Source organism: Streptomyces sp. STR69 (assembly GCF_024519455.1).
Lineage (GTDB): Bacteria > Actinomycetota > Actinomycetes > Streptomycetales > Streptomycetaceae > Streptomyces.
The window spans coordinates 259,675-282,596 of sequence record NZ_JALJRY010000003.1; the positions used below are offsets into that span (position 1 = coordinate 259,675).

Here is a 22,922-nt window from a genome sequence, read left to right on the forward strand (position 1 = left end):
GTCCGGCTGTGCGGCCAGTTGCAGGTCCAGTTGCTCCGCCGAGCGGTACAGGACCGCCACACCGAACGCCCGCAGCCGCTCGACCGGGGGTGCTCCGGGGCCCAGCGGCGGCGGTCCGCCCATGAAATCCGCCTGGAGCGTCTTCGCCGAGTGGTCCAGCAGGGCCATCAGCAGGCCGGTGCGGTCGCCGAAGCGGCGGAAGACGGTCCCCTTGCCGACCTGGGCCGCCGCGGCCACCGCCTCCATGGTGACGCCGGCCACCCCGTGCTCCGCGATCAGGCGGGCGGCGGCCTCCAGCAGCTTGGCCCGGTTGCGGGCCGCGTCGGCGCGCAGGCACGGCTCGTCGCCGAACGAGCGGACCTCCAGCAGCTGGGGTTCGCTCATGGACTCCTCGGGCTTCGGGAAGGGTGGCAGGGCGCTGGACATGAAGACAGCGTAAAGCACCGGGAATGAAACTGGACCGCGGTCCGCTTAGGCTGGTACAACTTTTAAACGGACCTCGGTCCGGATCGTTACAGCAGTGTTTCAGCCCCCCTTGGAGTCCCCATGTCTGTTCGTATCCTCGCGCTCGTCGGCAGCCTGCGTGCCGGCTCGCACAACCGCCAGCTCGCCGAGGCCGCCGTGAAGTTCGCGCCCGAGGGCTCCGACATCGAGATCTTCGAGGGTCTCGCCGACATCCCGTTCTACAACGAGGACATCGACGTCGAGGGCAACGTCCCGGCCGCCGCCGCCAAGCTGCGTGCCGCCGCCGGTGCCGCGGACGGGTTCCTCTTCTTCTCCCCCGAGTACAACGGCACCATCCCTGCCGTCCTGAAGAACGCCATCGACTGGCTGTCCCGCCCGTACGGCGCCAGCGGCTTCGGCGGCAAGCCGGTCGTCGTGGTCGGCACCGCTTACGGCCAGTTCGGCGGCGTGTGGGCGCAGGACGAGGCCCGCAAGGCCGTGGGCATCGCCGGCGGCAAGGTGATCGAGGAGCTCAAGCTCTCGATCCCCGGTTCCGTGGTCCGCTTCGCCGAGACCCACCCGTCCGAGGACGCCGAGGTCGTCGCCCAGCTGACCGAGGTCCTCTCCCAGCTCAAGGGCCACGCGGGCGAAGCCGTCGCCGCCTGATCGAGGCACCCCGCTTCACCGTGAAAGGGGCCGGAGTTGACATCGACTCCGGCCCCTTTCCATTCAGTTCACCTCAGTCCAGTTCGGCCAGGCGCGGTACCGCCGGGGCCACGAACCGCTCGATCCACTCGACCGGTTCACCCGTGCGCGGGCCCAGGATCACCGTGTCGACACCGAGCTTCGTGAAGCCGTCGATCTCCCGCAGGAACGGGTCGAGGTCGCCCGCGGTGACCGACTCGCCGCCGTAGACGATCGTCTTGCGGATACGGTCGTAATCGCGCCCCAGCCGGTCGCAGTGACCACGCAGCACGTCGAGCTTGTGGCGCAGCTCGTCCGGCGTCGACACGATCAGGTTGCAGGCGTCGGCGTACTGGGCGACCAGCCGCAGGGTCTTCTTCTCGCCACTGCCGCCGATCATGATCTCGGGGTGCGGGCTGCTGACCGGCGCGGGCACGCACAGGGTCTCGGCGAGCCGGTAGTGCTTGCCCTCGAAGGGGCCGTTGGCCTCCGGGTCCCACATCTGCAGACAGATCCGCAGGGTCTCCTCCAGCCGCTCGAAACGCTCCGCGACCGGCGGGTAGTGCACGCCGAGACCGTGGTGCTCACGGTCGTACCAGGCGGCTCCGATGCCGAGGGTGGCCCGGCCGCCGGAGAGTACGTCGAGGGTGGTGGCGATCTTCGCGAGCAGCCCCGGGTTCCGGTACGTCACACCGGTCACCAGTGCGCCGAGGCGGACCGTGGAGGTGTGGCCGGCCAGGAAGCCGAGTGTCGTGTAGGCCTCCAGCATGGCGTCCTCGGCGCCGCCGTTGAACTCCATCTGGAAGTAGTGGTCCATCACCGAGAGCCAGCTGACGCCCGCCGCCTCGGCCGCGGCGCCCGCCGCGGCCAGCTCGGGCCCGATCGCCGCGGGCCCTCCCGGATGGTTGAACCGGTTGATGTGTACGCCGACCCGCATGTCCGACTCCGTTTCAGCTGTTCACCCGGACCTTCACCGTCCCTCGTGACGGTAGGTCTTCGAGCGTTCTCGAAGTCAAGCGCTTTGCGTCCTTGTGGCCCGCAGACTGGTGAACGTCGTCACCGCGAGCACGAGCACGATGAAGCCGAGGGAGAAGGGGATGGAGATCTGCGGGACGTGCACACCGGACTCGTGCAGGGCGTGCAGCACCAGTTTGACGCCGATGAAGCCGAGGATGATCGACAGGCCGTAGCTGAGGTGGACGAGCTTCTTCAGCAGGCCGCCGATGAGGAAGTACAGCTGGCGCAGGCCCATCAGGGCGAAGGCATTGGCGGTGAAGACGATGTACGGGTCCTGGGTGAGGCCGTAGATCGCGGGGATCGAGTCCAGCGCGAAGAGGACGTCGGTGGAGCCGATGGCGAGCATCACGACCAGCATCGGGGTCATGATCCGCTTGCCGTTCTCCGTGATGAACAGCTTGGTGCCGTGATAGCGGTCGGCCACTCCGAAGCGGCGTTCGGCGATCTTGAGGAGCTTGTTCTCCTCGTACTCCTCCTCGTGTCCGCCCTTGCGGGCGTCCTGGACCAGCTTCCAGGCGGTCCAGATCAGGAACGCGCCGAAGAGGTAGAACACCCAGGAGAACGTGGAGATGATGGCGGCGCCGGCCGCGATGAAGCCCGCGCGCAGCACCAGGGCGACGAGGACGCCGACCATCAGGACGCGCTGCTGGTACTGGGAGGGCACCGCGAACTTGCCCATGATCAGCACGAACACGAAGAGGTTGTCGACGCTCAGCGACTTCTCGGTGATGTACCCGGCGAAGAACTCGCCCGTGGGCCCGCTCCCGCCGAAGAGGAGGAGCCCGAGCCCGAACAGGCAGGCCAGGACGACCCAGACCACGGTCCAGGTGCCCGCTTCCCGGATCGACACGTCATGGGGCTTGCGGCCGATGAGGAAGTCGACGCCGACGAGGGCGCACAGGGCTGCGACGGTCAACAGCCAGACGGTGAGGGAGACGTTCACTGGTGCTCCTGGGGCGGAAGGGAGATCGACTTCGTTGTCGACTGTGCATCCCTTCCACCGCCGGGAGCTGAACAAAAGGTGAGGGCATCGCGTGCACGACAACGGCCCTCACGCGGCGAAGCCTGGCGGGTAGCCCTCCGGGCCGAGGTCCAGGTGGAGGTCGTTGAGGCGGGTGTCGGCGGGCAGGCCGAGCGCGGTGAGGATCAGCCCTGCGACCTCGTCCGGCTGATCGAGGGGCTCCGGCCGGTACGGGAAGCCGAAGCCCTCCCTCACGGCCCGCGTGCGTGGGCGTGGCCACGCACGCGGGGAAGACGGACGTCACGCGTACGCCGTTGCCCGCCTCCTCGCCGCGCAGTGACTCCGCCGGTGCCTTGGGGCCGAACTTGCTCGCGGCGTAGGCCGACCAGTAGGGCTTGACGGTCGGACCGGCCCAGAAGTTGAGGAAGAGGACATGGCCGTGGGCCGCGCGCAGCGCCGGAAGGGTGACCCGGGTCAGCTCGGCCGGGCCGGTGAGGTTGACGGCGAGCCGGGCCGCGCAGCACCGCGGGTTCGCCGCCGCCGCGCGCGGCGCGGGACAGGAGGCCGCGCACTGGCGTGAGCCGCAGGACATGGGCGAACCGGCCCGGGTGCACCGCGAGGCCGCGGCCGAGGCACTGGCCGCGGTCGCCGAACCGGGCGCCCTGGAAAAGGAGTTCGCCCTCCCGGAACTCGGACGCAGCTTCCCCGGGTTCCAGGCGGTCGCCTTCCACTTCGTCGACTACGTGGTGCCCGCCTGGGACGTCGCCGCCGCATTCGGGGTACGGCTCGACCTCACCGACGAGGTCCGGGGCGCGGCCCTGGCGGTCGCCCGTCCGGTGCCGGCGGACGCGGAGTACCGGGCTCCGCCTTCGCCCCCGCTCTGGAGGTCCCGGAGGGCGGCGGCCCGCTGGAGGAGGCGCTACGACTGCCGGGCCGGTCGCCGGAGGTGTGGCCGACGCCCGCCTGACCGGACCGACCCCGCACCGGGTGTGCCGTGTCGAGGTCGTGCGGAGGGCGGGCTCAACGTGGCACATCATCAACAAACGGGCACACAAGGGGACTTGGCCATCTCGGCGTCATGCGGAATTCCTGATTCGGTGCGGTCGGAGGGGAGCCATAGCAAGCGCTTGTCGATACATTTCGACATGACCGCCGCACCACCCTCCCCCTCTGTCACTCCGCAGGAGGCACTTCCCCATGCGCAGACTTCTCGCCTGTCTGGCGACCGCTGCCGCGGCCCTGGGCGGGCTCACGGTGGCTGCCGCCACACCGGCCGCCGCCGCGACCTCGGGCAGCTTCAGCGTGCTCAGCTACAACGTCGCCGGGCTGCCCGAGTCGCTCTCCAGCGCCTCGACGCCGCGCGACACGAGCACCACCGCGATCGGCACGCGCATCGCCCCGTACGACATCGTGAACGTGCAGGAGGACTTCAACTACCACGCCTACCTGTACTCCACCGACACCCACCCCTACCGCACCGCGACCAGCGGTGGCGCGGGCATCGGCAGCGGGCTCAACACCGTCTCCAACTACGCCTGGGACGGCGACGACTTCGAGCGCGTCCACTGGAACTCCTGCCAGATCGACTCGGGCGACTGCCTCACCCCCAAGGGCTTCACGTTCATGCGCGAGCGCCTGTCCGAGGGCGTGTACGTCGACTTCTACAACCTGCACACCAACGCCGGTACGAACGACGGCGACGAGGCCTCCCGCGCGGACAACCTCAGCCAGCTGACCTCGTTCATCAGCACCCACTCGGCGGGCAACGCCGTCGTGGTGATGGGTGACACGAACACCCGCTACACCCGCGCCGCCGACACCATCGCGGAGTTCGGCGCGGCCAACGGACTCACCGACGCCTGGGTCAAGCTGATCCGCGGCGGCGTCGCACCGGTCAAGGGCAGCGACGCGCTGGTGTGCGACCAGACCGGTGCCACCGTGCCCAACACCTGCGAGGTCGTGGACAAGGTCCTCTACCGCAGCAGCAAGCTGGTGACGCTGAATGCGACCTCGTACAACAACGAGCACGCCAAGTTCCTGACCTCGGACGGGCTGATGCTCTCCGACCACGACCCGATCACGGTCGGCTTCACCTGGTCGCAGAACGCGGACTTCCAGCTCAGCGACCAGTTCGGCGGCCCGCACGGCGACTACTACCAGGACGTCGACAGCGTCCCGGCCGCCGCCCGCGCCACCAAGATCTCACTGCGCTCCGGCTCCCGCGTCGACCAGGTCGGCATCACCCTGGCCAACGGGACCACGCTCACCCACGGCGGGACCGGCGGCACCGCGTCCTCGCTGACACTGGGCAGCGGCGAGTACGTGACGTCGGCGTACCTGTGCGAGAGCAAGTACAACGACACCACGCGGATCTTCTACGCCAAGTTCACCACCAACCTGGGCAACACCCTGGCCGGTGGCACCACCACCTCGGACTGCGTGACCCGCACCGCCCCGTCCGGCTGGCAGATCGCCGGCTTCCACGGACGCTCCGGCGACGAGCTGGACAAGGTCGGCTTCATCTACACGAAGCGCTGACCGGCCGTAGCGCCTGGATTCCGTCCGCCGGATCACCCGCCGCCGCGGGTGATCCGGCCCGGTGCGTCCGGGCCGCCCTATGCGAACGCCGGGGGTACCAGCCGCCCGCGTGAGATGAGCGAGGTGGCCTGCTTCAGACGGTGCACATGGATGCTCACGGCGTAGCCGTCGATGCCGGGGACCGAGGCCACCTTGGTGGTCAGGTAGCGGTACAGGTCCTCGGTGTCACGGCAGATGACGACGACCATGACATTGGATTCACCGCTGATGGCGGCGGCGAAGGCGACCTCGTCGTGGGCCGCGAGTTCCTCGCCGACGTGGGCGAGACGGGCCGGGGCGACGCGCAGCCACAGGGTGGCGTTGAGGGCGAACCCCAGTCGCGCGGCGAGCAGTTCGACGTCGTAGGTGAGAGCGCCCGAGTTCTCCAGCGCGTCCAGACGGCGGGCCACGCGGGCCGTGGACCAGCCGGTGAGATCGGCGAGCTGGGTGTGGGTGGCGCGGCCGTCCTCCGCGAGGGCGCCGAGGAGCGGGGTGTCCTCGTCGGTGAGGCGTACGGGCGGTCCGGTGGGCACCAACGGCCGGTCTCCGGAGAGGAGTTGGACCTGCTCCGGCGTGAGGTGGCCGCCGTGGCCCGTCCAGTCGCTTCTGCCCGTCGCGCCGAAGGGATGGATGAGCAGGTCGATGCTGACGTCCAACACCGAGGCGGACTTGGGCAGTTGGCGGAGCAGGACGTCGTCGCGCGGTACGTGGACCGGTGCGCTGATGACGCAGATGATCTCCGAACCGCCGGACGCCAGTCCCGCGTAGGCGATGTCGGGCCGGCGGGTGAGTACGTCGGCGAGCGGGCCGACCCGGTCGGGGCGGCAGCGGATCCGGGCCACCCAGCGCGCGTCGCCGTGGACGGCCGGGTCGACGAGGCCGACCACCCGCATCACCCCGGCGCGGCGCAGCGCGTGGAAACGGCGGGCCGCGGTCTGCTCCGAGACCCCGGCCACCTCGCCGACCAGCCGGAACGAGGCGCGTGGCGCGCACTGCAGGGCGCGGAGGATTTTCCCGTCGACTGCGTCTGTCATGGGGAAAGTCTGACACTCCTCGGGGCCGGATTGGAGGTTTCCGGTCGCTTCTCGGTCACACGTTGGTGATTGTCGATGCCGGAGCCGATCCTGAGAGGCGTGCCCGTTCGAGGGCACCGCAGTCAAGAAGGAGAGTTCTCCGTGAACGTCACGACCCCGGCGAGCGGGACGGCCGACCGACGGGCGGCCACCCTCGTCATGGCCTGCCTCGGCGTCTTCGTCGCCTACTTGCCGGTGACCACGGTCGCCGTGAGCCTGCCCGCCATCCAGGCGGCGCTGAACGCGTCGACCGCCCAACTGTCCTGGGTCCAGGACGCGTTCGTCCTGCCGATGGCCGCGTTCATCCTCACCGCGGGTGTCTTCGGCGATGTCCACGGGCGCAAGAAGGTGTTCCAGGCGGGCCTGCTGTTCACCGCCGCCGGTGCCGCCGTGGCCCTGTCGGCGCAGTCGGTGCAGGTGCTGTGGATCGGCCAGGCGCTCGCCGGTCTCGGCGCCGCGACCCTGCTGCCCACCACCCTGGCACTGATCAGCCACGCGGTGCCCGACCACCGGGAGCGCGGCAAGTTCATCGGCCTGTGGGCGACCGCCCTCATGGCCGCGCTGGCCATCGGCCCGCTGATCGCCGGCGTCATCCTCGACCACACCTCGTGGCGCTGGATCTATCTGCTGTCCGTCCCCGTCCCGCTGATCGCGATGGGTTTCGCCGCCCGGCTGCTCCCCGACTCACGCGCCCCGCACGGCCGGAAGCTGGACTGGCCCGGCCAGCTCACCGCGACCCTCGCCATCACCGCGCTCGTCTACGGCGTGATCGAGGGCGGCGCCGGTTCCTTCACGGATGTCAAGGTCATGGTGGCCCTGTTCACGGCGGTGGCCGGTGGAGTCGCCTTCGTGTTCGCGGAGCGGCGCAGCGACAGTCCGATGCTGGATCTGACGCTGTTCCGCAGCCCGGCGTTCACCGCCACCACCCTGGTCGCGATGATCACCTTCCTGGCGCTGATCGGCTTCTTCTTCCTGCTCAGCCTGTACTTCGGCCTCGTGCAGCAGCTCGACACGCTGCAGGCGGCCTGGCGGCTTCTGATGGTCACCGCGGCGGCGATCGTGGTCGGCCAGCCGGTCGGGCGGCTCATGCACCGGGTCGCCCCGCGCGTCCTGATCACCGGGGGTCTGCTCGTCATCTCCGGCGCGCTGTTCTCGCTGACCGGCGTCGACGCCGGCACCTCGTTCGGGTCCATCGCCTGGCGGCTGGCGCTGCTCGGGCTGGGCATCGGGACCGTCCTGACGCCGATGACCGCGACCGCCGTGGCCTCCGTGCCGTATCAGCAGGCGGGTATGGCGGCGGCCGGCAACAACGCGTTCCGGCAGGTCGGTGGCGCGCTGGGCCCGGCCGTCCTGGGCGCCCTGCTCACCACCAAGGCGCTCGACACGCTGCCCGGCCACCTCACCGACGCAGGGGTGACGGGCGCGACGCAGCGCAGCATCGTCTCGACCGCCGACAGCGGTGGTCTGGGCGCGGTCGCCCATATGAACCTCGGCGTGGACACCGGGCGGGCGCTCGGCGCGCTGGGCGACTCGTTCCTGGACGGCATGCGGCTGTGCCTGGTGGTGGCCGGGGCGCTGACGCTCCTCGCGGCGCTGGTGTGCGTGCTGCTGCTCCGCCCGCGGCGGACGGCCGGCTCCACGTCGGCTCCGGTCGCCGGCACGAACACCGCCGGTGCCGCAACGGCCGCTGTCGCAGCGGTGGTTGAGTCGACGCCGAACCGCTGAACCGCCTGCGGGCGGGCTCCCTTCGCACCTCTTCGCGAAGGGAGCCCGCCTGCTGTCGCGTCAGATCGACACGGCGACGGCGGTGAACGTCGTGTCGGGCGTCTGCGGGGTGGTGAAGCGGGCGTTGACCAGATAGAGCCGGTTGCCGAAGCGGGCGGCGGTCGTGGGGACGTCGAAGCGCGGGTCGGTGATCGTACTGCGCAGGGTCGCGGTGGTGACCTGGCCGTCGAGGTCGAACACGCTGATCCGGTTCAGGCGGTTCTGGACGACGTACAGCGTCCGGCCGATCCGGAACAGACCGTCGCCGTTGGCCACGTCGGAGGCCCCGCTCAGGACGATCTCGGTGGCGGCGCCGGTCCTGAGGGACACCCGGTAGAGCTTGCCAGGTGTACTGCTGACGACGATGAGGCCGTGGCCGTCCGGGGTGCCGACGATGCCGTTGGCGTTGTTCACCCCGGGCGTCTGCACCCAGTCGCCGGTGAGCGGCAGGGCGGTGACCTCGCCCGTACGGCCGCGGGGGACGCCGTAGAGCACGGCGTCCAGGGAGTCGGTGAACCAGGCGCGGTCGCCGAGCAGGGTGATGTCGTTGATGAAGTGGCCGGTGGTTGCAGTGAGTTGATAGGTCGTCAGGATCTCGCCGGTGCGGGAGTCGACGACTCTCGCGGCTCCGGTGCCGCCGGCGACGTACAGCAGGCCGTCGTGGTCCAGTTTCAGCCCGACGGAGACCAGGCCGGTGGCGCCCTCGGAGAGGATCTTGCCCTCGCCGGTGCGCAGGTCGGTGCGGTAGACGGCGCCGTCGGCGCGGGAGCCCAGGTAGGCGTACGGCCTGCTGCCGATGGCGATGCCCTCGGGGAGCCAGCCGTTGGGCAGCGGGAACTCCGTCGGCCAACTGGCCCCTGCGGTGGATGAGTTGGCGCGTGCCGTGCCGGTGCCGGCCGTGACGGCGAGGGCGGTCAGAGCGGCGCCGCCGAGTAAGGCGCCGCGCCGGCTGGGCCGGGGGTGGTTCCGGGTCATCGTTCGGGCCTCCGGGGACGAGGGGGTGAGCGGGGGCGGCGATACGCGTGGAGTGAATCTGTCTTCGCGTAACGACCCGTCACTGCCCGGAGTTCCCATCCACCCCACGCGTATCCGACCTCCCCGGCCGCTGAGGTCCCGTCCCTGGCCGCGCGGGTCAGTTCCCGCAGGACAGCGGGTGCATACGTTTCCTCCACCACCCGTGAAACGGGACGACCGAGGAGGCAGGCTCGTGACGGAAGGCCAGTTGGACACGTGTGTGATCGGGGCGGGGCCCGCCGGGCTGGCGGTCGCCAGGGCTCTGGCGGAGCGGAAGCTGCCGTACACGCATCTGGAGCGGCACACCGGGGTCGGCGGGATCTGGGACATCGAGAATCCGGGCGGGCCGATGTACGAGTCGGCGCACTTCATCTCCAGCCGGACCCTGTCGGGCTTCAGCGGTTTCCCCATGCCCGATCACTTCGCGGACTATCCGCCGCACCGGCAGGTCCTGTCGTATCTGCGGTCCTTCGCCGACGCCTACGGGCTGACCGACCGGATCGAGTTCGGCGTCGGGGTCGCGAGCGTCGACAAGAACGCGGACGGCACCTGGACGGTCGTCCGGGCCGACGGGCGGGAGAGTCTGCACGGGCAGGTGGTGGTGTGCACGGGCTCCCAGTGGCACCCCAACATCCCTGACATACCTGGGGAGTTCAGCGGAGAGATCCGGCACACGGTCGGCTACCGCAGCGCGGAGGAGTTGCGAGGCAGGCGGGTGCTGGTCGTGGGCGCGGGGAACTCCGGCTGTGACATCGCGTGCGACGCGGCCCGGTCGGCCGATCGTGCGGTGATCAGCATGCGGCGCGGGTACTGGTTCATCCCGAAGCATCTCTTCGGACGGCCGGTGGACACCATCGCCAACAGCGGTCCGCATCTGCCGATGTGGCTGGCGCAGCGGGTCTTCGGTGGTCTGCTGCGGATCGTCAACGGCGATCCGACGCGGCTGGGGCTGCAGAAGCCGGACCACAGGCTGTTCGAGACGCACCCGGCCATCAACTCGATGCTGATCCACCATCTCCAGCACGGCGACATCACCGCCCGGCCCGGCATCGCCCGCGCCGAGGGCAGCACCGTGCACTTCACGGACGGCACGAGCGACGACTTCGACCTGATCCTGTTGGCCACCGGCTTCGTCCACAAAGTCCCGGTCGCGCAGCGGTACTTCGGCGACGAACAGCATCCGGACCTGTATCTGTCGTCGTTCTCGCGCGAGCACCAGGGCCTGTTCGGGATCGGGTTCGTCGAGACCAACGCGGGGGCGTACCAACTCTTCGACACGCAGGCGCAGTTGATCGCCGGGTATCTGCACGACGCGCGTCACGGTCTGGCCAACGCGGAGCGGTTCACCCAGATGATCCGCGCCGACCGGCCGGATCTGTCCGGCGGGCTGAAGTTCGTCGCCTCGCCCCGGCACACCGGCTACGTCGACAGCGGCGCGTTCGTGAAGTACCTCGGCAAGGTGGCCCGGCAGATGGGCTGGCGAACCGAGGGCCAGGCGCCGCCGGTGCGGTCCCCGCGACGGGTGGAGACGGCGGCATGAAGCGGTTCGACTTCACCGACAAGGTTGTGCTGGTGACCGGTGGCGCGGGCGGTATCGGCAGTGCCCTGTGCCGGCGCTTCGCGGCGGGCGGCGCGCGCTGTGTCGTCGTCGACATCGACGGGGTCCGTGCCGAGAAGGTGGCCGCCGCACTGCCCGGCGCCGGGCACTCGGGCATCGGCTGCGACCTGACCCAACGCGCCCAGCTGGAGGGGCTGTTCGAGCGGGTGGCCGAGGTCCACGGCCGGCTCGACGTGCTGGTGAACAACGTGGGGATGACCAGCTCGGAGCGCTTCGACGCGCGGAGCGTCGAGAGCATCGAGCAGGAGATCACCCTCAACCTGACCTCCCCGCTGGTCGCCACCCGGATCGCGATCCCCCTGCTGAAGGCCTCGCGGGACGCCCGGGTGGTCACCACCGTCTCCCTCGGCGGGATCTTCCCGCTGGGCGAGACCCCGATCTACACGGCATCCAAGTTCGGGCTGCGCGGTGCGATGCTCGCCATCGGCCTGGATCTGCGCGGCAGGGGCATCCTGGCGGGGTCGGTGCTGCCCTCGGCGACCGACACCCGGATGCTGCGCCAGGAGGCCGTGGACGGCGGCAACTCGATGCAGTTCCAGGACCAGCCGCAGCAACCGGCGAACGTCGTCGCGGCCGTGGTGAGCCTGCTGGACAGGCCACGGCTTGAGGCCTACCCCCGGTCCGGCGAGTCGCGTCTGGTCCGGTGCGCGATGCTCGTCCCGAACCTGCTGCCCAGGATCTTCCCCCTGTTCCGCAAGCGCGGCGACCGCGGCATGGCCCGCTATCTGGAAGAGCTTCACCGCCGTGGCCTGGCCCGACAGACCGACGGGCGCTGGGAGTTGGTGGAGGAGGCATGACCAGGAACGAGACGCTGACCGTCGTCGCCCCCGCCACCGGTGAGCCGCTCACCACCCTGTCCGCCGCGAGCGCCGACGACGTCACCAAGGCCGCCGAGCAGGCCCAACTCACCTACGAATCAGGGGTGTGGACGCGGTTGCCGGTCCGCGAGCGGAGCGCCGTACTGCTGCGGCTGGCCGACCTGATGGAACGGGACGCCGAACTCCTCGCCCGGCTCGACAGCGAGGACGCGGGCAAGCCGATCACTGAGTGCCGTACGGGGGACGTGCCGGGGGCGATCGAGTCGATGCGCTGGTTCGCCGAGGCGGCCGACAAGGTCTTCGGCCGGGTCGCGCCGGGCGGGCCCGACGCGCTCGGTCTCGTCAGCCGCGAGCCCGTCGGTGTCGGCGCGGCGATCCTGCCGTGGAACTACCCGCTGGCGATGGCCAGTTGGAAGGTCGGCCCGGCGCTGGCCGCCGGGAACTGTCTCCTCGTCAAGCCCGCCGAGGCCACCCCGCGCTCGGCCCTCCACCTCGCCGCCCTCGCCACCGAGGCCGGCCTCCCCGACGGAGTGCTCACGGTACTGCCCGGCTACGGCGCGGCGGCCGGCGCCGCCCTCGCCCACGACCCCCTCGTCCGGGCACTCTCCTTCACCGGCTCCACCGCCACCGGCCGCCGCGTCCTCAGGGCCGCCGCCGACAGCAACTTCAAACGCGTCTCCCTGGAGATGGGCGGCAAGAGCCCGCAGGTGCTGATGGCCGACGCGCTCTCCTACGGCGACGAGCTGATCGACGACATGATCGAGGCCGCGTTCCTGACGATGGGGCAGAACTGCACGGCCGGCTCAAGGGTGTTGGTGCACCGGAGCATCGCCGAGGAGGTGGTGGAGCGGTTCACCGCGGCGGCACGGAATCTCGTCGTCGGCGATCCGGCCGACCCGCGTACCCAGCAGGGCCCGCTCATCGACCGCGCCGCCTTCGACCGGGTCGTGGGCGCCGTGGACGCGGCGCGCGAGGCCGGAGCCCAGATCCACACCGCCGGACTCCCCCACGGGCTCCCCGCGCGCGGCTCCTACTACCCGCCCACCGTGATCACCCGGGCCCCGGCCGAAAGTGCCGTACTCACAAGGGAGTTGTTCGGTCCCGTGGTCACCGTCGAGACCTTCGGCTCCGAGGAGGAGGCGGTCCGGATGGCGAACGCCACCGAGTACGGGCTCGCCGCCTCCGTCTGGACCCGCGACCTCGACACCGCGCTGCGGCTGGCCCGCGGCATCGAGGCGGGCGTGGTCTCCGTCAACGCCTACAGCGAAGGGGACATCACCACGCCGTTCGGCGGCTGGAAGCAGTCCGGGTTCGGCGGCGCGGAGAAGTCGACGAACGCCTTCGACCAGTGGACGCGGGAGAAGACGGTCTGGATCCGCACCCGTTGACCCGTCATTCGCGGTGCGCCGCCGCCTGGAGCAGCCGCTCCCGCAGCTGGACCGGGGAGGTGCCGTGCCAGCGGCGAACCGCGCGGCGCAGGGCGCGTTCGTCGGAGAAGCCCGCCCGGTGGGCGATGTCACGCAGGGTCAACTCCGGGCGCAGCAGCAGCTGTTCGACACGCTCCCGGCGTACTCCCTCGGCCAGTGCCTCGTAGGTGGTGCCGCAGTCGGCCAGCCGACGGCGCAGCGTCCGCTCGCTGGTCGCGTGCCGTCGTGCCTGTTCGCCGAAGGACGGGATCGCCGGGAGGCTCTGCGCGACGGACACCTCCAGTACTTCCAGGAGATCCTGTTGCCCGGTGCGGGAGGCCAGTTGGGCGTCGAGTGTCTCCAGGGTCGAGGCGTACGTCACCGGGTCGCGGCCGGGCATCGGGGCGCGGGCCCACGCGGGCTCGATGACGATGCGGTCGGCCGGGGCACGGAAGCGCACCGGGCAGCCGAACAGGGCGTCGTACAGCTCGCGTTGACGGGGTGGCGGAGCGGAGAACTCCACCACGCGCGGCGCGAAGTCCGGGCCGACGGCCAGTCGGGACACGGTGACCACGGAGGCGAGCGCCTCCTCGATGAGGAAGGAGGCCACGCTCGGGTCGACGGCGGGATCGGGGAGGTCGGCGCGCAGGACGAAGGCGCCGTCCTCGTCCACGCCGGTCGACCACACGGTCATCGCGCCGGAGAGGTTCTGGTACCTCACACCGGTCTCGATGGCATGGCGCAGTGTGTCGGCGGCCAGCAGCGCGAAGCCGAGCAGGCCCCACGCGGTGAGGTGCTGCGCCGCGCCGACCTTCAGACCCAGCCGCTCGTCCCCGGTGAGCTCCACCGCGCGCCGGATCACCGCGCTGCCCTGCCGGTAGGACACCCGTAGCGCGGCGGACCGCATGAGGGTCTCGTCCAGGCCGACCTGGCTCAGCAGGGGCTGCAGGTCGACACCGCGTTCGTCGGCGACGGTGACGAGATAACGCAGGATGTTCGGCTGGATCGTCGCCGAAGTGCTGCGGCTGGTCCCGTGCGGGTCCGCCGGGGCGGGGTCGGGGAACATCGCACTCACCTCCTCTTGGGCCACCACCGTAAGCACCCGGGCCTCACCGGTCGTATCGCTGGCCGCCGAAGTCCCCTCAACGGCCCCCGGCGTCCTGCGTCCGTCGCGCACCACCTGACTACGGTCTGTGCATGTCAGTCAGCGCTCCAAGTCGGGCCAAGAGCGGGCGTCGCCCCGGCAGGGCGGGCGCCCGGAGGGTGGCAACGCTCGCGTTCGCCGCTCAGGGTGTGTCCGTCGCCGCCGTGTACACGACCGTCCCCGCGGTCACCGAGCACCAGGGGCTGTCCCCGCTCCTGACGACCACCACGCTGGTCGCGGTCGCCCTGGCGGCCGGGTTCGGCAGCTTCCTCGGGCTGGCCGCGGTCCGTGTCGCCGGTCCGGTCGCCACGATGCGCGGCGCCCTGCTCACGGCCGCCGTCGCGCTCACCCTGATCGGACAGGCACCCTGCCCGCAGACCGCCGTCTGCGCGTACGTCCTCTTCGGTGTCGCGGTGGGCGGCCTCGACGTCGGGATCAACACCCGGGCCGCCGCGATCGAACGCGCCTACGGCCGTAGCGTCTTCGGCTCCTTCTACACGGCGTGGAGCGTGGGCGGTGTGCTCGCGGCCCTGCTCACCGCCGGGGCGGCCCGTCTCGACTGGCCCGTGGGCGACGGCCTGGCCGTGCAGGCGGGCATCCTGCTGCTCGTCGCCTGCTGTCTGCGCACACACGAACTCCCCTCCTCCCAAGAGCCGTCGGCACAACCGGCGTTGGGGCGTCGGCTGTAGCTGCGACTGCTCCCCTTCGGTCTGGTCCTGCTCGTCGTCTACGTCGTGGACTCGACGGTCTCCGCCTGGTCGGCGGTCTATCTGCGGCAGACCCTCGCCGCGTCGCTCACGGTCGCGCCGATGGCGTACGCGGCGTACCAGGCCGGCACGGTCGTCGGCCGCGCGAGCGTGGACCGGCTGGTGCAGCGGGTCGGGACCGTGGCCGTCGTCCGCACGGCCGCCCTGGTGGTGGCGGGTGCGCTGGCGGGCATGGCCATGGCGCCGAGCTGGCCGTTCGCCGTGCTCATGGCCGGGGTGGTGGGCCTGGGGGCGTCGGTGCTGGCCCCGCTGTGTCTGGCCTCCGCCGCGCGGCTGCGCCCGGCCGCCTCGGAAGCGGTCCTGGCCCGGCTGAACCTCTTCAACTACGCGGGTGTCGTCTCCGGTGGCGCGGTGAGCGGGCTGCTCGGTTCCACCGGTGAGTTCCGGCTCGCGTACGCGGCGCCGGCCGCCCTGGCGCTGTTCGTCCTGGCCGGGGCCCGGCACTTCACGCAGCCGCCGAGGACGTCCGGGACATAGGAAACAAGCCAGGCGATGGGCGGGATATGGCCAGCCCATGGGCAGGCGGCAATCGGTCGTTCAACCGGCGCTGCCAGCGTCGCGCCCATGAACACTCCTCGCATGGGCCTCCCCGACCGGCTCGCCGACACCCTGAGCATGCCCGAGCAACACGAATACCTCCGCCGCGCCTTCTCCCGCCGGGGTCTGCTGCGCGGTGGCGCGGTCGCCGCGACCGGGGTCGCCCTCGCGGGCGGCGGGGGTGTCGCGGCTGCGGCGACGCCCACGCTGATGCCGGCATCCACCACGTCCACCGTGCACGGTTCGCTGGTCGCGCCGTTCGGCCGGCACCTGGCCTACGGCGCCGATCCCCGCACCCAGATGCGTGTCTCGTGGCAGGTGCCGCTGCCGGTGAGCAAGCCGTTCCTCCGGATCGGCAGAAGTCCCCTCGGCCTGAGCCACCGCATACCGGCGGAGGTGCGTGACCTGTTCACCCCGGCCGGGATCGGCAAGAGCGCCGACATCGACCAGTACTACGTGCACGCGGCGCTCGACAATCTCAGCCCCGACACGACGTACTACTACGGCGTCGGCCACGACGGCTTCGACCCCGCCGACCCGGGCGCGGCGCACACGGTCTACTCCTTCACCACCGCTCCCCGCACGCACAGCACCCGGCCGTTCACGTTCACCGCCTTCGGTGACCAGAACCCGAGTTACACCTCGATCGGCCTCAACGCCCTTGTGCAGGCGCAGAGTCCGGCGTTCCATCTGCACGCGGGCGACATCTGCTACGCCGAGGAGACCGGCCACGGGCTGCCCGGGGACGCGGGCAACTACGACGCCCGCCAATGGGATTCGTTCCTGGCGCAGATCGAACCGCTCTCCAGCCGGGTGCCGTGGATGGTGGCGTTCGGCAACCACGACATGGAGTCCTGGTACTCCCCCAACGGGTACGGCGGCAACGAGGCCCGATTCACCCTGCCAGGCAACGGTTTTGACGCCACGTCAGCTCCCGGTGTCTACTCCTTCGTCCACGGCAACGTGGGTGTGGTCTCGGTCGACGCGAACGACGTGTCGTACGAGATCCCCGCCAACATCGGCTACACCGGCGGCAAGCAGACCGCCTGGCTCGACAAGAGGCTCACCGAGCTCCGCGCCCGCGCGGACGTCGACTTCATCGTCGTCTTCCACCACCACTGCGCCTTCTCCACCACCAGCTCGCACGCCTCCGAGGGCGGGGTGCGCGAGCAGTGGGTGCCGCTGTACGAGAAGCACCAGGTGGACCTGGTGGTCAACGGCCACAACCACGTCTACGAGCGCACCGACCCGGTCGTCCAGGACAAGGCCGTACGGTCCCTGCCCATCGGCGGAACCCACGAGCCGGCCCGTGGCGGTGTGGTGTACGTGACGGCGGGCGCCGGCGGCGAGAGCGTGTACAGCTTCCCGGTGGCCGACAGCTACGAGAGCCACGAGGACGCGATCGACTCGGTGCCGACGTACTGGACGGGCAAGGACGGCAAGGTCACCGAGAACGTCGACTGGTCCCGGGTGCGCTACACCGGCTACTCGTTCATCCGCGTCGACGTCGCCCCCGCGACGCCCGGCCGCACGACGACCCTCACGGTCCGGGCGCTGGCCGCGACCGGCGCCGAGGTGGACCGCTTCACGGTCTCGCGCAAGGTGAAGAAGTCCGGGCACGGCTACTAGGCACGCCTGCCAGGAAGACGCGGAGCGGCGGCCACCGGCGTGGTGCCGGTGACCGCCGTCCGCAGGTGCCGTCTCAACTCGCCCTGGCGAGCAGGGCCTTGGCGTGGCGGCGGGGTTCCAGGGCCGCCGCCACGAGGTAGCTGCCACCGCCCGCGAGGGCGAGCACCCAGTACAGGGGCGCGCCGTGGAGGAAGAGCGCGGCGGAGGAGGTGAGGGCGAGCCAGGTACCGAGGACGTACTGGAGGCGGTCGCGGTAGACGGCGCCCCCGGCGAGGTAGAGGAGTCCCACGACGAGCCCGGACGCGGTGGGCCACATCAGGGTGTGCACCTTCTGCTCGTCGAGGGCCGCGCTCAGCGCGGTGATGATCAGGAACAGGGCGCCGAAGCCGATCGGCCAGGACGCGGCGAGCAGGCCTACGACGAGCAGCGACGCCGGTATCTCGGACGGCAGGTCGACGACGGGATCGTCGCCGTGGGTGAGCGCGTTCACGCCGTGCCCGACGAGCCAGGCGAGGCCGAAACTGACGTACGACAGACGGTTGTCGAGGACGACGCTCACTGCGGACCGCTGCTGGGTGTAGGTGGTTTGGGACATGATGGCCTCCGTCAAGTGCCGTACAGGGGAAGCGAGTTGGGGAAGCTCAGGGATCGCGTCGGTTGGTGAGGATGAACGCGGGGACGAGGACGACGGCCGCGTACACCAGGCACAGCACCAGCGCGGTGAGCGGGGTGGTGACGCCGTCGACGCGCTTGACGACGATCAGGGAGCGGCCGAGTCCGGTGAACGAGTAGGCGGCGACGCCGCCCTGGAGGGACTGCGGTACCAGGGAGGGCACGATGCCCATGATCACGAAGACCACCGCCGTCAGCACCGACGGGGCGCCCTGCGTGTGCCGGATCAACGCACCGAGCGCGAAGCCGAACATCCCGATGAACACCATGTAGAAGGCGGCTCCGAGCACGACCCGTAGGACGCCCGGGTCACCGAGCGAGACACCCAGCCCCGCGGGGAGCGCGGCCTGTCCGACGAGGAACGTGACCAGCGAGATCACCGTGCCCGCGACCGCGAACACCGCTGCGAGCAGGCCTGCCTTGACCGCGATCACGCGGCTGCGCGACGGTACGGCGGCGAAGGTCGTGCGGATCAGGCCGGTGCCGTACTCGGGTGAGATGGCCGGCACACCGAGGACACCGAAGGCGAACTGCGCGATGGCCGCGCCCGTCAGGGTGTCGAGGGCGTCGTAGGACGGGTTGCCGAGTTCGTCGGGGCTCGTGTTCGCACCGATGAGCAGGCCCGTCAGCGGCATCAGGACGAAGGCGATGCCCAGCGCCCACCAAGTGGAGCGTACCGAGCGGAGTTTGAGCCACTCCGAGGCGATCACGTCGCGCATCACGCTGCCTCCTTCGCCCGGTACTCGACGGCGTCGTCGGTGAGGGCCATGTACGCGTCCTCCAACGTCGAGCGCTGGATGGACAGTTCGGTGAGCGGGATACCGCGGTGGTGGGCGAGCATGCCCGCCTCCTGCGGAGTGGTGCCGCGGACGGCGAGCGCGTCGTCGGCGCGTGTCTCGACGCGGGCCTCCAACGCCCGCAGGGTGGCGGCCAGTTCACCGCGCCGTGCGGGAAGGGTGCGGATGGTCAGATGGGCGCCGGCGGCGGAGTCGATGAGGTCGGCGAGAGGCTTATCGGCCATGACCGGCACAGCCATGACCGACAGCGGAGGTCACCGTCCGGCGCATCGCGCACGCCATCGGCGACGAGGACGCCGCCTTGAGCCCACCGTCCGGAACCGGGTCACGGCCCACACCGGGCTCCGTACCGAGCGCGGGGCCATGCGGATCGCGCCGGCGGGCACGGTCATGGCGCCCACGTCGAGCGCCTCGCCGAGGGCTTTCGCCTCTGAGCGGGCCAACGGGACCATCAGCCTCTCGGCCCCGGGGCCATGAATCTGCGGACACTTCCGATTTCGGCAGCGGAAATGCCACGAATCCCTTGCGGAGACTGTGCAGAGATGTGCGCTCGGGATATGCCCAACCTCTTGGCTACGATATATTTCACGCCTCAACTGCCGTTGCCCGTAGGCGTTTTACCCTGCCCCCCGCCCCCGCGAATTCCTTTCGCCGTGGGCGGGGGCCGCCCGTTTCCCCTCCGTGATACGCCTCACCGAAAGCCCTCCGCTCCGTGGCCATGACCCTGCACGAGGACCGGCCGCCCGCCGGTCGCCATGCAGCCGTTCCGTCCGGCAGTCTCTTTCGACGGATCTACGCACCCCGCACCAGTGACGCGCTGGCGTTCTCCATGTCGACGTACGCCATGCCGCTCCTCGTCCTGACCATCACCCGGTCCCCGTCGCTGACGGGTCTGGCGTTCGCCCTGGAGTGGACGCCCCGGATCGCCGCGTTCGTGTTGGCCGGCAACGTGGTGGACCGGCGCGGCGCGGCCATCGTCTGCTTCCTGGCCTCGCTGCTACGGGCCCTGGTGCTGGCCGGGGCGGCGGTCACACTGGCCATGCTGCCGCGCGGCACCGCGGAGACGGTGACCGTGCTGGTGCTGGCCGCGGTAACCGGCACGCTCACCCAGTTCAGTTTCGTGGCCAACGAGGCGGTGGGCGCGATCGTCACCCGGCGGGCCCAACACCGGCCGCACGGAGTGCAGTCGGTCCTCATCGGCATCGATCAGACCGCCATGCTGGTCGGCCCCCTGCTCGCGGGCTTCCTGCTGCTGGTGGGACCGGGCTGGATGCTCGGGTGTCTGACCGCGCTGTCCCTGCTGGCCGCCGTGCTCGGTCTGCAGACCCCGCCCACCCCGCTGCGCTCGGCGCGGCCGGACGGCGAGCGGACTCCGGGCGGGCTGCGGACCGGGCTGCGCATGCTGCGCAAGCTGCCCGCGCTGCGCTGGCTGGTGGCGGGCCTGGCCTGTTCCAATCTCGCCCTCGGCCTGCTCCAGTCGGCCAGCCCCGTGATCGTGGTGGAGAACTTCGGCCGCTCCTCCGCCGACGTCGGCACCCTGTGGTCCGCCGCAGCGGCGACGACCCTGCTGGCGGTCACCTGCTGCCGCCTCGCACTGAGCCGACTCGACCTGTGGGGTGTGGGGGTGGTGTGCGCGACGTTCGCTTCGGCGGCCTGCCTGGCTCTCCCGCAGGCCCCGTCCTACGCCGCCTACACGGTCCTCGTCGCGCTGTTCATGGCGGGCGACGGCGGCCTCACCGTCGTACTGCGCACCCTGCGTTCCCTGGTCATCCCGGCGACGGCCTTCGGCACCACGCTCTCCCTGACCATGCTGCTCCTGCTGCTGCCGTTCCCGGTGGCCGGCATCCTCGTCGCCCTCACCCCGCCGGCCCACCTCGGCACGGCCGTCCTGGGCTGCGCCGCCGTCCAGGCAGTCGCCCTGGCCATCACCTTCGTACGGCTGCGCAACGAGCCCACGCTGCGCGCGACCGCCGGCCGACCGCCGAGGACCGCCCTCCCCAACGAGCCGTCGACGACGCCACGTTGACGGGGCGCGCCGCCCGCGTCCGCAACGAATTCCCGACCTTGACAGGTGAACCTTGATATCGACAAAAGGATATTGCGGGTTGCATCTTCCGCCCCGAAACCTTGACTACTAAAACAATGTGGGTCTCTGCGCCCTGCCCGGAGGCGGAGTGAGCGGCGCGGAACTACCGGAAGAACAAGGTCGGTTGTTCAGCCGCCTGCCGCGAGCAGGGAGACCTCACGGCCGAACTCGGGCCGGGCGACCTGCCTGCACACGGACACCGGCACCCATCTGTCCCCGGTCAGCATTCCCGGAGCCTTCCTTGAAGTCGGCGCGGTCGCCTGTCCCGTTAACGCAGTGCCGGTGCCGTCGGAGGACTGGCGCCGTCACTTCGGCCCGAGGTGGCACGATTTCGTCCGGGCCAAGAGCCGATTCGACCCTCGCGGAATCCTGCCGATGCAAAGGCGCCACACAACCACAACCCGCCGCACCACCGCGGACCGCAACAGGGAAGGGAAACCATCCGGGTTGTCATCGTGTTTCCGCATGTCGGCCACTGCACCGGCCGGCGTCCCCGTCTGTCGACCGAGGTCAAGAACGGCTCCACCTACCACACCGCACAGGCGCTGACGTGTCTGTACGGCACCGCCCGGTGCCGCACCTGCCGTCGCGGCACCCCCGGCACAAGGAGTCCATCACGTCATGACCTCCTCCCAAGCATCCGCGTTACTGGCCGGACTGGCCGTCGTCATCGTCGCCGCGGCCCTGTTCGGCGCGCTCGCGCGCAGACTCGGGCAGCCCCCGGTCGTCGGCGAGATCCTGGCCGGCATCCTGCTCGGCCCGACCCTGTTCGACGGCGCGGTCTCGCGCGCCCTGCTGCCGACCGACATCCGGCCGTTCCTGACCGCACTGGCCGATGTCGGGGTCGCCGTCTTCATGTTCCTGGTGGGCCTGGAGTTCGACCGCGGCATGGTGCGCGGTACCGGCCGGATCGCCGCCTCCGTCTCACTGGCCTCGCTGCTGCTGCCGTGCGGCCTGGGCATGGCGCTCGGCGTCCGTCTCCTGAGCGACCATCCCAGCCCCAACCATGTGGGCTTCGTCCTCTTCATGGGCGCCGCGATGTCCGTCACCGCGTTCCCGGTGCTGGCCCGGATCCTCACCGACCGGAACCTGGACCGCACCCCGCTCGGCGCGCTGGCGCTGTGCTGCGCCGCCCTCGCCGACGTACTGGCCTGGTCACTGCTGGCCGTGGTGATGGCGATCGTCGCACCGGGCGGGAACCCCGAGCGGGCGCTGCTGTTCCTGCCGTATCTGCTGCTGATGCTCTACCCCGTACGGTGGCTGCTGGGCAGACTGCTGCAACGGCCGGGGGTGACCGGGCAGCCGACCGCGGTCCTGCTGGCCACGGCGTTCGCCGGACTGCTGCTGTCGGGGGCCGCGACCGAGTGGATGGGGCTGCACTTCATCTTCGGGGCGTTCCTGTTCGGGGCGGTCGTCCCGCGCTCGGGGTCGGGGCGGCTGCGGGCCGATCTGCACGAACGGGTCGGGCTCGTGAACAACGTGCTGCTGCTCCCGGTGTTCTTCCTGGTCGCCGGCCTCCAGGTGGACCTGTCCCGGCTCGGCTGGTCCGACCTCGGCCAGCTGGCGCTGATCCTCCTGGTGGCGGTGGGCGGCAAGCTCGTCGGCGCGTACACGGGCGCCTACGCCAACGGTCTTGACCGGCGCATCTCCTCCGCCCTGGCCGTCCTCATGAACACCCGAGGCCTCACCGAACTGATCATCCTCAGTGTCGGCCGCCAACTCGGCCTCCTGGACGAGCGGTTGTACTCCCTGATGGTGGTCATGGCGGTACTGACCACCGCCATGACAGGGCCCCTCCTCCAGGCGGTCTACCCCCGCGCCCTCGCCCTGCGGGCGACCCCACAGGACATGACCCGCAGACACCGGGAGCCGGTGGCGCCCTAGGGTGTGGGACGCATCGCTCTTCCCCCGACC

General features: G+C 70.7%; 22 protein-coding genes and 1 pseudogene. 12 read left to right on the top strand and 11 right to left on the bottom strand.

What is annotated here, in order from left to right; translation table 11 throughout:
- Positions 1-444 (bottom strand): TetR/AcrR family transcriptional regulator (locus tag OC490_RS07475; protein WP_262057016.1); only part of this gene is annotated, 444 nt, incomplete at its 3' end.
- A 102-nt stretch (positions 445-546) separates the two neighbouring features.
- Here OC490_RS07475 and OC490_RS07480 point away from each other — a divergent pair.
- Complete coding sequence (locus OC490_RS07480) at positions 547-1,110, top strand: NAD(P)H-dependent oxidoreductase (RefSeq protein WP_262057017.1); 564 nt, start codon at positions 547-549, stop codon at positions 1,108-1,110.
- A gap of 73 nt (positions 1,111-1,183) precedes the next feature.
- On the opposite strand, the gene OC490_RS07485 is transcribed toward OC490_RS07480, so the two are convergent.
- From OC490_RS07485 to OC490_RS07500, 4 genes and pseudogenes are all read right to left on the bottom strand, one after another.
- Positions 1,184-2,065, bottom strand: a complete 882-nt coding sequence (locus OC490_RS07485; RefSeq protein ID WP_262057018.1) for an LLM class F420-dependent oxidoreductase — start codon at positions 2,063-2,065, stop codon at positions 1,184-1,186.
- Between the two features lie 75 nt (positions 2,066-2,140).
- The gene (locus OC490_RS07490; protein ID WP_262057019.1) at positions 2,141-3,088 is read right to left on the bottom strand and encodes a TerC family protein; all 948 of its coding nucleotides are present in this window, start codon (positions 3,086-3,088) and stop codon (positions 2,141-2,143) included.
- A gap of 108 nt (positions 3,089-3,196) precedes the next feature.
- Positions 3,197-3,361, bottom strand: coding sequence for a hypothetical protein (locus tag OC490_RS07495; protein ID WP_262057207.1), 165 nt, complete (start codon positions 3,359-3,361; stop codon positions 3,197-3,199).
- Positions 3,362-3,416: 55 nt separating this feature from the next.
- Positions 3,417-3,698 (bottom strand): annotated as a pseudogene (locus OC490_RS07500) (SDR family NAD(P)-dependent oxidoreductase); the annotation flags it as partial.
- A 605-nt stretch (positions 3,699-4,303) separates the two neighbouring features.
- Here OC490_RS07500 and OC490_RS07505 point away from each other — a divergent pair.
- Positions 4,304-5,644: a jacalin-like lectin gene (locus OC490_RS07505; protein ID WP_262057020.1), complete on the top strand. Its 1,341-nt coding sequence runs from the start codon at positions 4,304-4,306 to the stop codon at positions 5,642-5,644.
- 77 nt (positions 5,645-5,721) lie between these two features.
- Here OC490_RS07505 and OC490_RS07510 read toward each other — a convergent pair whose 3' ends face one another.
- Positions 5,722-6,717 (bottom strand): Lrp/AsnC family transcriptional regulator, encoded by a 996-nt coding sequence (locus OC490_RS07510; protein ID WP_262057021.1) that lies wholly within the window; start codon positions 6,715-6,717, stop codon positions 5,722-5,724.
- Between the two features lie 141 nt (positions 6,718-6,858).
- Here OC490_RS07510 and OC490_RS07515 point away from each other — a divergent pair, with 141 nt between their 5' ends.
- On the top strand, positions 6,859-8,481 hold the full coding sequence (locus tag OC490_RS07515; protein WP_410098592.1) for an MFS transporter: 1,623 nt from the start codon (positions 6,859-6,861) through the stop codon (positions 8,479-8,481).
- Between the two features lie 60 nt (positions 8,482-8,541).
- On the opposite strand, the gene OC490_RS07520 is transcribed toward OC490_RS07515, so the two are convergent.
- Positions 8,542-9,495, bottom strand: a complete 954-nt coding sequence (locus OC490_RS07520) for an SMP-30/gluconolactonase/LRE family protein (RefSeq protein ID WP_262057022.1) — start codon at positions 9,493-9,495, stop codon at positions 8,542-8,544.
- Between the two features lie 232 nt (positions 9,496-9,727).
- Between OC490_RS07520 and OC490_RS07525 the strand changes: the two genes are divergently transcribed.
- From OC490_RS07525 to OC490_RS07535, 3 genes are read left to right on the top strand one after another with little or no spacing between them, the layout of a single operon-like run.
- Positions 9,728-11,074: a flavin-containing monooxygenase gene (locus OC490_RS07525; protein WP_262057023.1), complete on the top strand. Its 1,347-nt coding sequence runs from the start codon at positions 9,728-9,730 to the stop codon at positions 11,072-11,074.
- Positions 11,071-11,949 (top strand): SDR family NAD(P)-dependent oxidoreductase, encoded by an 879-nt coding sequence (locus OC490_RS07530; RefSeq protein WP_262057024.1) that lies wholly within the window; start codon positions 11,071-11,073, stop codon positions 11,947-11,949. The genes OC490_RS07525 and OC490_RS07530 overlap by 4 nt, the downstream gene beginning before the upstream one ends.
- Positions 11,946-13,358: an aldehyde dehydrogenase family protein gene (locus OC490_RS07535; RefSeq protein WP_262057025.1), complete on the top strand. Its 1,413-nt coding sequence runs from the start codon at positions 11,946-11,948 to the stop codon at positions 13,356-13,358. The genes OC490_RS07530 and OC490_RS07535 overlap by 4 nt, the downstream gene beginning before the upstream one ends.
- A 4-nt stretch (positions 13,359-13,362) precedes the next feature.
- Here the strand turns inward: OC490_RS07535 and OC490_RS07540 are convergent, their stop codons facing one another.
- Positions 13,363-14,442, bottom strand: a complete 1,080-nt coding sequence (locus OC490_RS07540) for an AraC family transcriptional regulator (protein WP_262057026.1) — start codon at positions 14,440-14,442, stop codon at positions 13,363-13,365.
- Between the two features lie 131 nt (positions 14,443-14,573).
- On the opposite strand from OC490_RS07540, the gene OC490_RS07545 reads away from it, so the two are divergent.
- From OC490_RS07545 to OC490_RS07555, 3 genes are all read left to right on the top strand, one after another.
- On the top strand, positions 14,574-15,209 hold the full coding sequence (locus tag OC490_RS07545; protein ID WP_262057027.1) for a hypothetical protein: 636 nt from the start codon (positions 14,574-14,576) through the stop codon (positions 15,207-15,209).
- Between the two features lie 27 nt (positions 15,210-15,236).
- Positions 15,237-15,764, top strand: a complete 528-nt coding sequence (locus OC490_RS07550) for an MFS transporter (RefSeq protein ID WP_262057198.1) — start codon at positions 15,237-15,239, stop codon at positions 15,762-15,764.
- An 87-nt stretch (positions 15,765-15,851) separates the two neighbouring features.
- Positions 15,852-17,453, top strand: a complete 1,602-nt coding sequence (locus OC490_RS07555) for a purple acid phosphatase family protein (RefSeq protein WP_262057028.1) — start codon at positions 15,852-15,854, stop codon at positions 17,451-17,453.
- A 73-nt stretch (positions 17,454-17,526) separates the two neighbouring features.
- Here the strand turns inward: OC490_RS07555 and OC490_RS07560 are convergent, their stop codons facing one another.
- Genes OC490_RS07560 through OC490_RS07570 form a run of 3 tightly spaced genes read right to left on the bottom strand, consistent with a single transcriptional unit; the run spans position 17,527 to position 19,146 of the window.
- Positions 17,527-18,048, bottom strand: a complete 522-nt coding sequence (locus tag OC490_RS07560) for an ABC transporter permease (protein ID WP_262057029.1) — start codon at positions 18,046-18,048, stop codon at positions 17,527-17,529.
- A 46-nt stretch (positions 18,049-18,094) separates the two neighbouring features.
- On the bottom strand, positions 18,095-18,844 hold the full coding sequence (locus OC490_RS07565; RefSeq protein WP_262057030.1) for a hypothetical protein: 750 nt from the start codon (positions 18,842-18,844) through the stop codon (positions 18,095-18,097).
- Positions 18,844-19,146 (bottom strand): hypothetical protein, encoded by a 303-nt coding sequence (locus tag OC490_RS07570; protein WP_262057031.1) that lies wholly within the window; start codon positions 19,144-19,146, stop codon positions 18,844-18,846. Before OC490_RS07570 ends, OC490_RS07565 begins: the two co-directional genes overlap by 1 nt.
- 494 nt (positions 19,147-19,640) lie before the next feature.
- On the opposite strand from OC490_RS07570, the gene OC490_RS07575 reads away from it, so the two are divergent.
- From OC490_RS07575 to OC490_RS07580, 3 genes are all read left to right on the top strand, one after another.
- A complete protein-coding gene (locus OC490_RS07575; protein WP_262057032.1) occupies positions 19,641-20,948 on the top strand; it encodes an MFS transporter in 1,308 nt (435 codons plus the stop codon).
- A gap of 342 nt (positions 20,949-21,290) precedes the next feature.
- Entirely contained in the window at positions 21,291-21,557 is a 267-nt protein-coding gene (locus tag OC490_RS49530; RefSeq protein WP_410098593.1) for a hypothetical protein, read from the top strand.
- A gap of 72 nt (positions 21,558-21,629) precedes the next feature.
- Positions 21,630-22,892, top strand: a complete 1,263-nt coding sequence (locus OC490_RS07580) for a cation:proton antiporter (RefSeq protein WP_262057033.1) — start codon at positions 21,630-21,632, stop codon at positions 22,890-22,892.
- Positions 22,893-22,922: the final 30 nt, after the last annotated feature.